General features: G+C 43.8%; 13 protein-coding genes, 1 rRNA gene and 1 riboswitch. All 14 genes read left to right on the top strand.

Features of this window, described 5'->3' with window-relative positions; genetic code table 11:
• Positions 1–103, top strand: a 5S ribosomal RNA gene (gene rrf / locus ACFQ4X_RS18970); the annotation flags it as partial.
• A gap of 549 nt (positions 104–652) precedes the next feature.
• Complete coding sequence (locus ACFQ4X_RS18965) at positions 653–1,180, top strand: DUF2179 domain-containing protein (RefSeq protein WP_066285731.1); 528 nt, start codon at positions 653–655, stop codon at positions 1,178–1,180.
• 3 nt (positions 1,181–1,183) lie between these two features.
• Positions 1,184–1,387, top strand: a complete 204-nt coding sequence (locus ACFQ4X_RS18960) for an NETI motif-containing protein (RefSeq protein ID WP_379837950.1) — start codon at positions 1,184–1,186, stop codon at positions 1,385–1,387.
• 82 nt (positions 1,388–1,469) lie between these two features.
• Positions 1,470–1,573: riboswitch (purine riboswitch) on the top strand.
• Positions 1,574–1,678: 105 nt separating this feature from the next.
• Positions 1,679–2,164, top strand: coding sequence for a 5-(carboxyamino)imidazole ribonucleotide mutase (gene purE / locus ACFQ4X_RS18955; protein WP_379837948.1), 486 nt, complete (start codon positions 1,679–1,681; stop codon positions 2,162–2,164).
• Positions 2,121–3,311, top strand: a complete 1,191-nt coding sequence (purK, locus tag ACFQ4X_RS18950) for a 5-(carboxyamino)imidazole ribonucleotide synthase (protein WP_379837968.1) — start codon at positions 2,121–2,123, stop codon at positions 3,309–3,311. The genes purE and purK overlap by 44 nt, the downstream gene beginning before the upstream one ends.
• Positions 3,308–4,600: an adenylosuccinate lyase gene (purB, locus tag ACFQ4X_RS18945; protein WP_379837946.1), complete on the top strand. Its 1,293-nt coding sequence runs from the start codon at positions 3,308–3,310 to the stop codon at positions 4,598–4,600. Before purK ends, purB begins: the two co-directional genes overlap by 4 nt.
• 340 nt (positions 4,601–4,940) lie before the next feature.
• The gene (purC, locus tag ACFQ4X_RS18940; RefSeq protein WP_379837944.1) at positions 4,941–5,663 is read left to right on the top strand and encodes a phosphoribosylaminoimidazolesuccinocarboxamide synthase; all 723 of its coding nucleotides are present in this window, start codon (positions 4,941–4,943) and stop codon (positions 5,661–5,663) included.
• On the top strand, positions 5,651–5,905 hold the full coding sequence (gene purS / locus ACFQ4X_RS18935; protein ID WP_066285742.1) for a phosphoribosylformylglycinamidine synthase subunit PurS: 255 nt from the start codon (positions 5,651–5,653) through the stop codon (positions 5,903–5,905). The genes purC and purS overlap by 13 nt, the downstream gene beginning before the upstream one ends.
• Positions 5,902–6,585, top strand: coding sequence for a phosphoribosylformylglycinamidine synthase subunit PurQ (purQ, locus tag ACFQ4X_RS18930; protein ID WP_379837941.1), 684 nt, complete (start codon positions 5,902–5,904; stop codon positions 6,583–6,585). Before purS ends, purQ begins: the two co-directional genes overlap by 4 nt.
• Positions 6,569–8,800: a phosphoribosylformylglycinamidine synthase subunit PurL gene (gene purL, locus ACFQ4X_RS18925; protein WP_379837939.1), complete on the top strand. Its 2,232-nt coding sequence runs from the start codon at positions 6,569–6,571 to the stop codon at positions 8,798–8,800. Before purQ ends, purL begins: the two co-directional genes overlap by 17 nt.
• On the top strand, positions 8,776–10,194 hold the full coding sequence (gene purF / locus ACFQ4X_RS18920) for an amidophosphoribosyltransferase (RefSeq protein WP_379837937.1): 1,419 nt from the start codon (positions 8,776–8,778) through the stop codon (positions 10,192–10,194). Before purL ends, purF begins: the two co-directional genes overlap by 25 nt.
• Positions 10,195–10,208: 14 nt before the next feature.
• On the top strand, positions 10,209–11,249 hold the full coding sequence (gene purM, locus ACFQ4X_RS18915) for a phosphoribosylformylglycinamidine cyclo-ligase (protein WP_379837935.1): 1,041 nt from the start codon (positions 10,209–10,211) through the stop codon (positions 11,247–11,249).
• A complete protein-coding gene (gene purN, locus ACFQ4X_RS18910; protein ID WP_379837933.1) occupies positions 11,246–11,836 on the top strand; it encodes a phosphoribosylglycinamide formyltransferase in 591 nt (196 codons plus the stop codon). The genes purM and purN overlap by 4 nt, the downstream gene beginning before the upstream one ends.
• Positions 11,833–13,371: a bifunctional phosphoribosylaminoimidazolecarboxamide formyltransferase/IMP cyclohydrolase gene (gene purH / locus ACFQ4X_RS18905; RefSeq protein ID WP_379837931.1), complete on the top strand. Its 1,539-nt coding sequence runs from the start codon at positions 11,833–11,835 to the stop codon at positions 13,369–13,371. Before purN ends, purH begins: the two co-directional genes overlap by 4 nt.
• Positions 13,372–13,517 lie beyond the last annotated feature (146 nt).

Raw genomic sequence — 13,517 nt, 5'->3', positions numbered from 1 at the left:
GCGAAGAGGTCACACCCGTTCCCATACCGAACACGGAAGTTAAGCTCTTCAGCGCCGATGGTAGTTGGGGGTCTCCCCCTGTTAGAGTAGGACGTCGCTAGGCAAAGAAGGTGGGACGAACTTTATGTTCGTTCCATCTTTTTTTATATATTAAAACAGCTGCTTGTCACGAGCAGAACATAAATGAACCTATAATGTTAAAAATTGATCTCCAGTTCACCTTTTTATTAAAGAAGAGTTTGAAAAACAAACTTTAGATTCAATTGAAAGTGAAAAACAGTACATTTAGGACGTAAATACTGGGTTTTTATGAATGAAGAAAAAGCCAAATTTACCTGCCTCAACATTTATAAGTCTTCAAATTAATTTATAAGTCTTTAAAAAATTTTATAAGTCTTCACCAAAGTTTATAAGTCCTCAAAAAAATTTATAAGTCTTCGCCAAAACCCCGCCTTAATTCCTAGGCTTTAAACCTCTTAAAAAGGAAACTTGGCATCTGCCAAGCCTCAACTCCAGCAATAAATGTTGTTTGGCCACCGCCAAATCCCCTATTAAACACTAAACCTTTTTTGCATCAATTCTCCAGTTTCCAACTTGTCCAAAAAGTGTTATTCTTAACAAAGTATTTTTTTCACCTTAGGAGGTTGCCACCTTGTTAGATAATGCGTTTGTTATGGTCTGTATTATTTTATTGATTAATATAGTGTACGTATCATTCTTTACGATCCGGATGATCTTAACGCTTAAAGGCCAGCGGTATCTGGCTGCGTTTATTAGTATTTTTGAGGTTATTATTTATATTGTTGGGCTTGGTCTTGTACTTGATAACTTAAATGAGATTCAGAACTTGATTGCTTATGCGGTTGGTTACGGAGCAGGTGTGCTTGTTGGGATGAAAATCGAAGAAAAGCTGGCACTTGGATATACTACTGTTAACGTTATTACAACTGATCTTGCTGGCGGCTTGCCGAATGAGCTTCGCAACAAGGGCTATGGTGTTACGAACTGGCTTGCAGAAGGCCGTGAAGGACAGCGTTTAATGATGGAGATTTTAACATCGCGTAAATCGGAAATGAACCTATATAATACTGTAAAAGATTTAGATCCAAAAGCGTTTATTATTTCGCATGAGCCGAAAGCATTTCATGGCGGGTTTTGGGTCAAGGGTATCAGGAGGTAACAGATGGAGAAGAAACCATCTAAAAAGAAATTTGCTGTTGAGGCAGGAGAGTCTATTTCTGACTGTCTGGATCGTATGGCAAAGGAAGGCTATACACCAGTAAGGAGAATGGAAGAGCCTGTGTTTCATGAGGTGAAACGTAACGGTAGATTGGAACCAGAAGTGAAGGAACAACGAATTGTTTTTGAAGGAAAACTTATAAAATAACACCAAAACACGAACATTAGGTATTTAATATAACTTAATGTTCGATTTTTGTTGACAAACGAAAACGACCATTGCTACAATGAAACCAGAAGAATAAAGCCCTCATATAATTTCGGGAATATGGCCCGTAAGTCTCTACCTGATGACCGTATATTTCATCAGACTATGAGGGAAAGCATCTTTCTGTTATTTTTATCGGATACGTATGTCCAGTTGGCTGCTTTCTCTCATATTTAGGGAGAAGCATACCAACTGGACTTTTTTATTTTTTCTGACAATAAGGAGGCTGCCATGGCTAAAGTAGGCGTTATCATGGGAAGTGTTTCAGATTGGGAGACAATGAAAGAAGCATGCGATATTTTAGAAGAGCTAGAGGTAGCATTTGAAAAGAAAGTAGTTTCAGCACACCGTACACCAGATCTAATGTTTCAATATGCAGAAGAAGCTGAACGAAGAGGACTAGAAGTAATCATTGCAGGAGCTGGCGGTGCTGCACACCTGCCAGGCATGGTTGCAGCAAAAACAATCCTGCCTGTTATCGGGGTACCGGTTCAGTCAAAAGCGCTTAATGGCCTTGATTCACTTTTATCCATTGTTCAGATGCCTAAAGGCGTTCCGGTAGCAACTGTAGCGATCGGAAAAGCAGGTGCAGCAAACGCAGGACTTTTAGCCGCACAAATGGTAGCTGTACATGATGAAGGAGTTAGACAAAGACTTAAACAACGCCGAGCAAATGCTGAAGCCATGGCGATTGAAAGTAGTGAGCAGCTTGTATAAAACAATTAAACCACAGCAGACAATCGGAATATTGGGCGGCGGCCAGCTCGGACGTATGATGGCACTGAGTGCAAGAGAAATGGGACTCCGTGTCGTAGTTTTAGAGCCAGGTGAAGATTCACCTTGCGGGCAAGTTGCGGATCAGCAGATATTAGCCGGTTACGAAGATCGTGAAGGCATTCAGAAGCTTGCAGTTCTAAGCGATGTTGTCACATATGAATTTGAAAATATAGATGCGGAAAGTGCGAGCTGGCTTGAGGAGAATGCACACCTGCCGCAGGGAAGCCGCCTTCTTGCCGTCACTCAGCACCGCTTAAGAGAAAAAGAAACTTTAGTAAAAGCTGGAGTTCCGGTAGCTCCTTTCAGTCCGGTTTCAGATATAGATTCATTAAGTGACGCGATCATAGAGCTCGGGCTTCCTTCCGTTCTAAAAACGTGCCGAGGCGGTTATGACGGTAAAGGTCAGTTCGTTATTAGACAGGAAAGTGATCTAAAAATAGCCGCTGAGCTTTTAAATAAAGATTCAGACTGTGTCCTAGAGTCATGGCTGGAGTTCGATAAGGAAATCTCGGTTATTTTAACAAGAAGTGTAAGCGGTGAGGTTAAATCGTTTCCAATAGCAGAGAATATTCATAGAGACAACATTCTGCACCAAACGATAGCGCCTGCACGAATCACAAATGAAACGGCGGAACAAGCGAAGCTCTTAGCGGGGTCAATCGCAACGGAACTGGAGCTTGTTGGGACGCTTGCTGTAGAGATGTTCGTCGCAAAAGACGGCAGTCTTTATGTGAATGAATTGGCGCCGCGCCCGCATAACTCGGGTCATTACACGATCGAGGCGTGTGAGACGTCTCAATTTGATCAGCATGTGCGTGCTGTGTGTAACTGGCCGCTTGGCAATACAGACTTAATAAAACCGGCCGTGATGATCAACATCTTAGGTGAACATCATGAGACCGTGTTAAGTGAGATAGGAAAATTAGGAGAAGCGAAACTGCACCTGTACGGAAAGAAAGAAGCAAAAGCGAAACGTAAAATGGGGCACATAACGGTTTTAGGCGAAACAGTAGAAGAAGCGCTAGAAAAAGCTGAAATCGTGTCTAACGTATTTTTAGAGAGAAACAAGACGGAGGTACAACAATGATTGAACGTTATACTCGCCCAGAGATGGGAGCTATTTGGACGGATGAAAACAAATACCAAGCGTGGCTGGAAGTTGAAATCCTAGCATGTGAAGCGTGGGCTGAACTTGGTGATATCCCTAAGGAAGATGTGAAGAAACTTCGTGAAAATGCATCGTTTGATATTAACCGCATTTTAGAGATCGAAGAAGAAACACGCCATGATGTAGTTGCTTTTACAAGAGCCGTTTCTGAGACGCTTGGAGATGAGCGCAAGTGGGTGCATTATGGGCTGACTTCAACAGACGTTGTTGATACAGCACTTTCTTATCTTTTAAAACAAGCAAACGACATCCTGGCAAAAGACCTTGATCGTTTTGTTGAAATTTTAGCAGAGAAAGCAAAAGAGCATAAGTACACAGTGATGATGGGACGTACGCACGGTGTACACGCTGAGCCTACAACTTTCGGATTAAAGCTTGCTCTATGGTACGAAGAGATGAAGCGTAATGTTGAACGCTTTAAGCAAGCGTCTGACACTGTTCGTTTCGGAAAGATCTCTGGAGCTGTTGGAACATATGCCAACATCGATCCATTCGTTGAAAAATATGTGTGTGAAAAGCTTGGGTTAGAAGCTTCACCGATCTCTACACAGACACTGCAGCGCGACCGTCATGCACACTATATGTCAACACTAGCTCTAATTGCGACAAGCATCGAGAAGTTTGCAACAGAAGTTCGCGGACTCCAAAAGAGTGAAACGCGTGAAGTAGAAGAGTTCTTTGCAAAAGGTCAAAAAGGTTCTTCTGCAATGCCGCATAAGCGAAATCCGATCGGTTCTGAAAACATGACGGGGTTAGCTCGTGTGATCCGCGGTTACATGATGACAGCTTACGAAAACGTGTCTCTATGGCATGAGCGTGACATCTCGCATTCGTCTGCTGAACGTGTGATTCTGCCGGATGCTACGATCGCACTTAATTACATGCTGAACCGTTTTGGCAACATCATCAAAAACTTAACGGTGTTCCCAGAGAACATGAAGCGCAACATGGACCGCACATATGGATTAATTTACTCACAGCGTGTTCTATTGAAACTGATTGACAAAGGCATGGCTCGTGAAGAAGCGTATGACACGGTGCAGCCAAAAGCGATGCAGGCTTGGGAAGAAGGCGTGCAGTTTAGAACATTAGTAGAAGCTGAACCAAAAATTACAGACAAATTAACACCTGAAGAAATCTCTGAATGCTTTGATTACAGTTACCACTTGTCACATGTCGATACGATCTTCGACAGATTAGGGCTTTAAAGGGTTTTATATAAAGAAGAATTGCTTTTTAAATGGTTAGTTGTAAATCTTTAATGTTTGAACATCATTGAAAAGTTGATTGTAGTGGAAGGTACGAGACTCCTGGGGGACGAGCGGGGCAGGTGAGACTCCTAATAGCGCAGAGCGCTAGGAGGCTCACCGCACGCCCCCCGGAAAGCGAGTACCTGGAACGGAATTCAACCTCTTTCAAGCTACGAAGATTAAACAAGCTTATTTGCAGTACTTCAACTAAAAAGAGAGTGATATTTTGAGCTCTCTTTCTCTTTGCCTATTTTAAAAGATTGAATATTGGGAATGTTCCTAAAATGGAGGGGTCAGGATGGAGAAGTTAGAGCAGCTGTATGAAGGAAAAGCGAAACGAATTTACAGTACAACAGAAGAAGATGTTGTATGGGTAAGCTACAAAGATTCTGCTACCGCTTTTAATGGGGAGAAAAAAGCAGAGATCGAGGGGAAAGGTAGACTCAACAACGAGATATCAACCATTTTGTTCGAGTTGCTGAAAGAAAAAGGCATTGAATCTCATTTTGTAAAAAAAGTGTCAGAAACTGAGCAACTCGTAAAGAAGGTGACCATCATTCCCTTAGAAGTGGTCGTGCGCAATATCGCAGCTGGTTCACTTTCAAAACGCACTGGTTTGCCAGAAGGACAGATCCTGCCAAAAACCATTCTAGAATACTACTTCAAAAACGATGACCTTGGTGATCCGCTTATTAATGAAGATCACATTGATATTTTAAACATAGCAACTAAAGAGCAGCTCGAAGTCATTTCAGAGCAAGCGTTTCAGATCAATGAAGTGCTGACATCTTATTTCGCTCAGAAGAATGTAAAGCTTGTAGACTTTAAGCTTGAGTTCGGAGTTGATCGCGACGGACAGCTGCTGCTTGCTGATGAAATTTCTCCGGATACATGCAGACTATGGGATGCAGAAACGAATGAGAAACTTGATAAAGATGTGTTCCGCCGTGAACTTGGAAGTTTAACAGATGCTTATGAAACTATTTTAAAACGTCTAGGAGGCCTATCATGTACAAAGTAAAAGTTTATGTAACGCTAAGAGAGAGTGTATTGGACCCGCAAGGAAAGGCAGTTATGCATTCGCTTCATAAGATGGGACAGTCAGAGGTTGAAGACGTACGTATCGGAAAGTATCTGGAGCTGACACTTCAAAAAGGCGACTATGATCTGGATGAGAAGATCGTTGCTATGTGCTCTAAACTTTTATCCAATCCGGTAATCGAGGACTATCGGTATGAGGTGGAGGAGGTTGTTGCACAGTGAAGTTTGCAGTAATCGTATTCCCAGGATCGAACTGTGACACAGATATGTATCATGCGGTAAAAGACGAACTTGGCATGGATGTTGAGTACGTTTGGCATGATGCATCAGACTTAAGTGGATTTGACGGTATTTTATTGCCCGGCGGTTTCTCTTATGGAGATTACTTACGTACTGGCGCAATCGCACAATTTTCAAATGTGATGAGTGAAGTTGTAAAAGCAGCCAAAGAAGGAAAGCCCGTTCTAGGTGTATGCAACGGTTTTCAGATTTTGCTGGAAACTGGTCTCTTGCCTGGGGCGATGCGCCGAAACGAATCTCTGAAATTTATCTGCCAGCCGGAAGAGCTTAAAGTTCAGAATGCGAGCACAATTTTTACATCTCAATACGAAAAAGGTGAAGTGATCTCTGTTCCAGTTGCACACGGTGAAGGCAACTATTACTGCGATAAAGAGACGCTAAAAGCGCTGAAAGAAAACGATCAGATCGTATTCACATATGCAAAAAATCCGAACGGATCTGTTGAGGATATTGCTGGAATTACAAACAAAGAGGGCAATGTACTAGGGATGATGCCGCACCCGGAACGCGCTGTTGATGAGCTGTTAGGAAGCAAGGATGGACTGAAATTATTTCAATCAATCGTGAAGAGCTGGAGGGAACGCTATGTCGCTGCAACATGAACCAACAAGTTCTCAAATTAAAGAACAGAAATTGTACCGTGAAATGGGCTTAAGTGATTCAGAGTTTGAATTGGTAGAAAAGATTATTGGAAGACTTCCAAACTGGACGGAAACTGGATTGTTCTCTGTTATGTGGAGTGAGCACTGCTCATACAAAAACTCAAAACCTGTGTTGAGCAAGTTTCCGACAAAGGGAGAGCGTGTGCTGCAAGGACCGGGTGAAGGTGCTGGTATCGTGGATATCGGTGACGGCCAGGCGGTTGTATTTAAGATTGAATCTCACAACCATCCATCAGCCATTGAACCATATCAAGGAGCTGCTACTGGTGTTGGAGGAATCATCCGTGACGTTTTTTCAATGGGAGCGCGTCCGATCGCAATGCTGAACTCCCTTCGTTTTGGTGAATTAGAATCCCCTCGTGTGAAATATTTGTTTGAACAGGTTGTAGCTGGGATTGCAGGTTACGGAAACTGTATCGGAATCCCCACGGTAGGCGGAGAAGTTCAGTTTGATCCGTCATATGAAGGCAATCCGCTTGTTAACGCAATGTGTGTCGGCTTGATCGATCATAAAGATATAAAGAAGGGCCAGGCAAAAGGTGCAGGAAACTCGGTGATGTATGTTGGAGCAAAAACAGGCCGCGACGGCATTCACGGTGCAACATTTGCGTCGGAAGAACTTTCTGAAGCATCAGAAGAAAAACGCCCTGCGGTTCAAGTTGGCGATCCGTTCATGGAAAAGCTTGTAATGGAAGCGTGCTTGGAGCTGATTCATAACTGTGATGCTCTTGTTGGAATTCAGGATATGGGTGCGGCAGGTTTGACAAGCTCGTCTGCTGAGATGGCAAGTAAAGCTGGAATGGGAATCGAGATGAACCTTGACCTTATTCCGCAGCGTGAAACAGGTATGACGGCTTACGAAATGATGCTGTCAGAATCTCAAGAACGCATGCTGTTAGTTGTTGAAAAAGGCCGTGAGCATGATGTAGAAAAGATTTTTGCGAAGTGGGATCTGGATTGTGTAACAGTTGGAACGGTTATCGAAGAAAAAGTACTGCGCCTCACTCATCAAGGTGAGATCGTAGCAGATGTACCGGTAGATGCACTTGCAGAAGATGCGCCTGTTTATCATAAACCCTCAAAAGAACCTGCATATTATGGTGAATTCCAAGCGCAAGAAGATTATATCCCTGAGGTTACTAGCTTCAAATCTACACTGCTATCACTTTTAGAGCAGCCGACGATCGCGAGCAAAGAGTGGGTTTATAACCAATATGACTACATGGTGCGCACGAATACAGTTGTTGCGCCGGGTTCTGACGCAGCGGTTGTAAGAATAAGAGGGACGAAAAAGGCTCTTGCTATGACAACAGACTGTAATTCTCGCTATTTATATCTTGATCCGGAAGTTGGCGGGAAGATCGCTGTTGCTGAAGCGGCTCGTAATCTTGTATGTTCTGGCGCGAAGCCATTAGCTGTAACTGACTGCTTAAACTTCGGAAACCCTGAAAAGCCTGAGATCTTCTGGCAGCTTGAAAAATCTGCTGACGGCATGAGCGCGGCATGTACCAAGCTTGAGACTCCTGTAATCGGCGGAAACGTATCACTTTATAACGAAACAAACGGTGTAGCAGTTTACCCAACGCCTGTTATTGGTATGGTCGGGCTGATCGAGGATACAAAGCACATTGTAACGCAAAGCTTTAAAGAAGCGGGAGACATCATCTATCTGATCGGTGACAGCAAGCCTGAGTTTGGTGGAAGCGAGCTTCAGAAGATGAAAGAAGGACGCATTTTCGGCAAAGCGCCTCACATCGATCTTGAAGTGGAAGAAAACAGACAGCGTGACCTTTTAGAAGCGATTCAAAAAGGACTTATCGCTTCAGCACATGATGTGGCAGAAGGCGGACTTTCAGTAGCACTTGCTGAATCTGTGATGGACGGAAAAGTCGGGGCGAGCGTTACGCTGACAGATGAGCCGATCGGCAGCCTTTTCGGAGAATCACAATCTCGTTTCTTAGTAACAGTAAAACCTGAAAATCAAGACGAGTTCCAACAGCTTGTAAAAGATGCAAAAATCATAGGGTTTGTACGTTCTGAGAGCGGTCTTGCGATTGATAATGAGCAGGGTGAAGAGTTATTATCCTGTACGCTCCAGGAAATGCAAGATGCCTGGAAAGGAGCAATTCCATGCTTGCTGACATCAAAGGTTTAAACGAAGAATGCGGCGTATTTGGTATTTGGGGTCACCCTGATGCTGCGCAGTTAACGTATTATGGACTTCACAGCCTACAGCATCGCGGGCAAGAAGGTGCTGGAATTGTTGTAACGGATGGAGAGCGCCTCCGCATTCATAAAGGGAGCGGTCTTGTGAATGACGTTTTTAGTAAAGGCGAGTTAGAGGGTTTGATTGGACATGGTGCGATTGGCCATGTCCGGTATTCAACAGCTGGCGGAAATGAGCTTGCAAATGTTCAGCCGCTGTTATTCCGCTCGCAAACTAGTTCACTTGCATTAGCGCATAACGGAAACCTGGTAAATGCCAATGCATTGAAACATCAGCTGGAGTCACAAGGAAGTATTTTTCAGACGACATCTGATACGGAAGTACTGGCGCACCTAATTAAGCGCAGTGGATATTTTACATTAAAGGAAAAAGTCCAAAACGCACTTACGATGTTAAAAGGTGCATATGCATTTTTAGTCATGACTGAAAATGAGATGATGGTGGCGTTAGATCCGAACGGCTTGCGTCCATTGTCGTTAGGTATGCTGGGAGACGCTTATGTAGTAGCTTCTGAAACATGTGCATTTGATGTAATCGGTGCAACATACGTGCGTGACGTGCAGCCGGGAGAGCTTTTGATCATTAATGAAGAAGGATTAACGGTAGATCGTTTTTCAACATCTGTACAGCGCTCGATGTGTTCGATGGAATATATTTATTTTTCAAGACCAGACAGCAATATTGAAGGAATTAACGTTCATGCCGCACGAAAAAGTCTTGGGAAGAAGATGTTTGAAGAAGCACCAGTTGAAGCGGATGTGGTAACAGGTGTTCCAGATTCAAGTATCTCGGCAGCAATCGGTTATGCAGAAGCATCCGGTATTCCTTATGAGATCGGCTTAATTAAAAACAGATATGTAGGAAGAACATTTATCCAGCCTTCACAAGAACTGCGTGAACTCGGAGTAAAAATGAAGCTTTCACCGGTTCGAGGAATTGTGGAAGGCAAGCGTGTTGTTATGGTGGATGATTCGATCGTTCGCGGAACTACAAGCCGCCGTATCGTAAAAATGCTGCGTGCCGCTGGCGCGACAGAGGTGCATGTAAGAATTACAGCACCGCCGATCGCCCATCCATGCTACTACGGAATTGATACGTCAGAGCGTGCAGAACTTATCGCATCAAAGCATTCGGTTGATGAGATCCGTGAAATTATCGGAGCTGATTCCTTATCTTTTATTTCCGTTGAAGGATTGATGGAGGGAATTGGACGCTCAAACTCAGAACCGAACTGCGGTCAGTGCTTAGCTTGTTTTACAGGACGTTACCCGACAGAAATTTATCCAGATACAGTTTTACCATATGAAAAAGAGCTTGTTTAAAGGGGGAGAAGTCGATGGCAGAAGCATATAAGCAAGCGGGAGTGAATATCGAAGCAGGTTATGAAGCGGTTGACCGGATCAAGAAACATGCACTGAGAACAAAACGTCCAGAAGTGCTTGCTGGACTTGGAGGATTTGGTGCGATGTTTGATCTATCAGGTTTCTCACACAAAGAACCGGTGCTTGTTTCCGGAACAGACGGAGTAGGAACGAAATTGATGCTCGCTTTTATGATGGATAAGCATGACACGATTGGTGTTGATGCCGTTGCCATGTGTGTGAACGATATCGTAGCGCAAGGAGCAGAGCCGCTTTATTTCCTGGACTATATTGCTTGCGGCACACTTCACCCTGAAAAAATAGAACAGATTGTAAAAGGCATCGCGGACGGCTGCGAGCAGGCAGGCTGCGCACTTATCGGGGGAGAAACAGCTGAGATGCCAGGCATGTACAGCAGTGAAGAGTATGACCTAGCGGGTTTTACAGTGGGAATTGCTGAAAAATCTAAGCTGATTAACGGCTCTCGAATTGGAGAGAACGATGTGTTAATCGGGCTGGCGTCTAACGGACTGCACTCAAACGGCTTTTCTCTTGTTCGAAAGGTTTTATTAGACAGTGCCGGGCTGGACTTAAACGAACAATATGACGGATTATCTAAACCGCTTGGTGAAGAGCTTCTGATCCCAACACGAATCTATGTAAAACCGTTATTGGAAGTATTTAATAAGTACGATGTAAATGGTGTGGCTCACATTACAGGCGGCGGTTTTATCGAAAACATTCCGCGCATGCTCCCTGAGGGACTTGCTGCGGAAATTGATTATGGCTCATGGCCTGTTCCTCCAGTTTTTGATCTGATCGAAGAAAAAGGCAGCCTTACGCGCAAAGAGATGTTTACAACGTTCAATATGGGGATCGGCATGGTGCTCGCTGTATCAGAAGAGAACATGCTGCCTGTCATCCGTCTTTTAGAAGAGACAGGAGAGAAGCCGTATATCATCGGACGAGTTAAAAAAGGCGAAGGTGTTATTTTTGGCGGAGGATCGATCGAATGAAAAGAATAGCTGTGTTTGCTTCAGGAAGCGGAAGCAACTTTCAAGCGATTGCAGATGCTGTGGAAAATGGAACGCTTAAGGCTGAAATACAGCTTTTAATATGCGATAAGCCCGGAGCAAAAGTCATTGAAAGAGCACGTAAACTTAGCATTCCCATTTTTACTTTTGTACCGAATACGTTTGCCTCAAAAGCTCATTTTGAAAAAGAGATTGTGAATGAACTTGAAGGACATAGCGTTGAGTTTATTGTACTTGCAGGCTATATGCGGCTCATTGGTAACGTACTGCTGGATGCTTTTGAAGGAAGAATCGTTAACATTCATCCTTCTTTCCTGCCGGCATTCCCAGGCAAGGATGCAGTCGGCCAGGCATTAGAAGCTAATGTTGCAGAAACAGGCGTTACCGTTCATTATGTAGACAGCGGAATGGACACAGGCCCGATCATTGAACAAGTGAAAATTCCGGTATTGCCTGGAGATACAAGAGAAACGCTGCAGCAGCGTATACAGAAAGCTGAACATCAATTGTACCCAGCCATCATAAACAAACTATTACAAAAAGACACCGTAGGAGGCATTGTACAATGACCATTAAACGAGCACTAGTTTCCGTATCGAATAAAGAAGGCTTGCTTCCTTTTGCAGAAAAATTAGCGAGTCATGGTGTAGAGATCATCTCGACTGGCGGAACAAAAAAAGCATTAGAAGAAGCAGGGATTCCGGTCATCGGGATCTCGGAAGTTACAGGTTTTCCTGAGATTATGGACGGCCGTGTAAAAACATTGCATCCGAAAATTCATGGCGGACTTCTTGCTGTCCGTGAGAATGAAACACACAAACAAGCAATGCAAGAAAATGAGATTGCACCTATCGACCTTGTTGTCGTTAACTTATATCCATTTAAAGAAACAATTGCTAAAGAGGACGTTGCATTTTCTGATGCCATTGAAAACATTGATATCGGCGGACCGAGCATGCTTCGTTCAGCAGCAAAAAATCATGCTTATGTAACCGTTGTTGTTGATCCAAAAGATTATGAGACAGTTGCTGGTGAACTTGAGAGCGCAGGTTCAGTAAGTGAAGAAACGCGCCGCAGACTTGCAGCGAAGACTTTCCGCCACACAGCAGCGTATGATGCTTTAATCGCTGAATATTTAACTGCAGCTGTTGAAGAAGAGCACCCAGAATCTTATACAGTAACGTATGAGAAGAAGCAAGATCTGCGCTATGGTGAAAATCCTCATCAAAAGGCGGCGTTCTATGCAAAACCGCTCGCTGGGACACTTTCATTAACAAATGCGGAGCAGCTTCACGGCAAAGAGCTTTCGTACAACAACATCAATGACGCTGATGCTGCGCTTTCTATCGTAAAAGAGTTCGTTGCCCCCGCAGTGGTTGCGGTGAAACATATGAATCCGTGTGGAGTGGGAACAGGTTCGACTGTTCTGGAAGCTTTTACGCGTGCTTTTGAAGCGGACCCAGTTTCAATCTTTGGCGGAATCATCGCTACAAATACAGAAGTTGATGCAGAGACTGCAGAAAAGTTGGCAGAAATTTTCCTGGAGATCATTATTGCTCCTTCATTTACAGACGAAGCTTTAGAAATTTTAACAAAGAAGAAGAACATCCGCTTGTTAAAGCTCGATTTTACTGAAGGAAAAGGAATTGCTAAAAAAGTAACGACTGTTTCTGGCGGGATGCTTGTTCAGGATGAAGACGTTTATGGATTAGATGATGCGAACGTGGCAATTCCTACAAAACGCCAGCCGACTGAGCAGGAATGGAAAGACCTGAAACTCGCATGGAAAGTTGTGAAACATGTTAAATCAAACGCGATCGTACTTGCGAAGGACGAAATGACAGTTGGCGTTGGTGCAGGTCAAATGAACCGTGTTGGTGCAGCTAAAATTGCGATTGAACAAGCTGGCGATCGAGCGCAAGGTTCTGCGCTAGGTTCAGATGCGTTCTTCCCGATGGATGACACAGTTGAAGCTGCAGCACGCGCTGGAGTAACCGCAATCATTCAGCCAGGAGGTTCAATCAAGGACGAGGATTCAATCAAAAAAGCAGACGAACACGGCATTACAATGGTGTTTACAGGTGTAAGGCACTTTAAACATTAAGTTGTAGCCAAACCAACTTATGTTAATAAGAGGGACTTTGAGCGAAAAAGGAAGATTTTGAGCGAAACTAAAGGTAGTTTGAGCGTAGCGAGAAAATCTTGAGCGTAACTCGACGTTTTTGAGCGAAACCTCAATAAGGCTGAGCG

This window comes from Fictibacillus halophilus (assembly GCF_042680145.1).
GTDB classification, from domain to species: domain Bacteria; phylum Bacillota; class Bacilli; order Bacillales; family Fictibacillaceae; genus Fictibacillus; species Fictibacillus halophilus_A.
This window is presented reverse-complemented; position numbering and strand designations above follow the sequence as displayed.